Annotated in this window: 2 protein-coding genes; both read right to left on the bottom strand. The window is 65.9% G+C overall.

Translation table 11 applies throughout. From position 1 onward, the window contains the following. A partial coding sequence (locus EOC06_RS36670) for a TraH family protein (RefSeq protein ID WP_128310078.1) occupies nucleotides 1-584 on the bottom strand: 584 nt, incomplete at its 3' end. Between the two features lie 17 nt (nucleotides 585-601). Further along, a partial coding sequence (locus tag EOC06_RS44525) for a nitrilase-related carbon-nitrogen hydrolase (RefSeq protein WP_281062140.1) occupies nucleotides 602-768 on the bottom strand: 167 nt, incomplete at its 5' end.

Here is a 768-nt window from a genome sequence, read left to right as displayed (position 1 = left end):
GCTTTATTCGGGTCGGTGGTCGCGGCTTCACGCGCAGGATCGGTTCCGCCAGCCGCCGTTTTGTCGCCACGCTGCTCGGCGGATTCACCTTCACTCGGCGGCGTCGGCTGGGCCAGCGTCACCTCTGCGGGGTCCGGCGCCCGAAACACCGCCGTGCCCTCGAAGTAGCCCGTCTGCCAGGCAATGACGGCGTCGTCGAAAACCTGTGGGAGAACCTCTTTGTCGGTGGGGTTGCCGTACCATTTGGTGACGATCCGATAGACCTTGGCGAACAGCGCCGTGCCCATTCGGATGTTAGCGCAGGCATCGACGAGGTCGGGCTTGAGCTCCCCTGCGTCCACGACGCCGAGGCCGGCCGGATATTGCGTGATCCCGACCCGCACGACGTTGCGGCCGACATGCTGTCGGATCAAAGCCAAGGCCTCGTCCGGCGTGGCTGGCTTCGGAACCAGCACGACACGGTTGCCTGAGCGGACCGTGACGGCCAGCGGGTCCTGCGACCCTGCCCGCTCGATGAACGTCTCGACGATCGCTGGCTTCAGAGCCCGATCGGCGCATTGCTGAATGAAGGCGGCGTCGACCATCCCGGTTTCTCCTGTGCTCATGTGTTGAAGGCCTGCACCAATGGACGGTTGAAGAGCTTCGCCCAGGCGACCGCACTGCCCCGCTGGATGGCGACGATCGAGGTGCCGGCGGTCCACCAGCCGTTGCCGGTCGCCACGATGATGTCCGGGGCGTGCAGCATCGACTGGAGCGCCGGCCAGAGAA

The organism is Mesorhizobium sp. M7A.F.Ca.MR.362.00.0.0 (genome assembly GCF_004023175.1).
In the GTDB taxonomy this organism is placed as follows: Bacteria; Pseudomonadota; Alphaproteobacteria; order Rhizobiales; family Rhizobiaceae; genus Mesorhizobium.
This window is presented reverse-complemented; position numbering and strand designations above follow the sequence as displayed.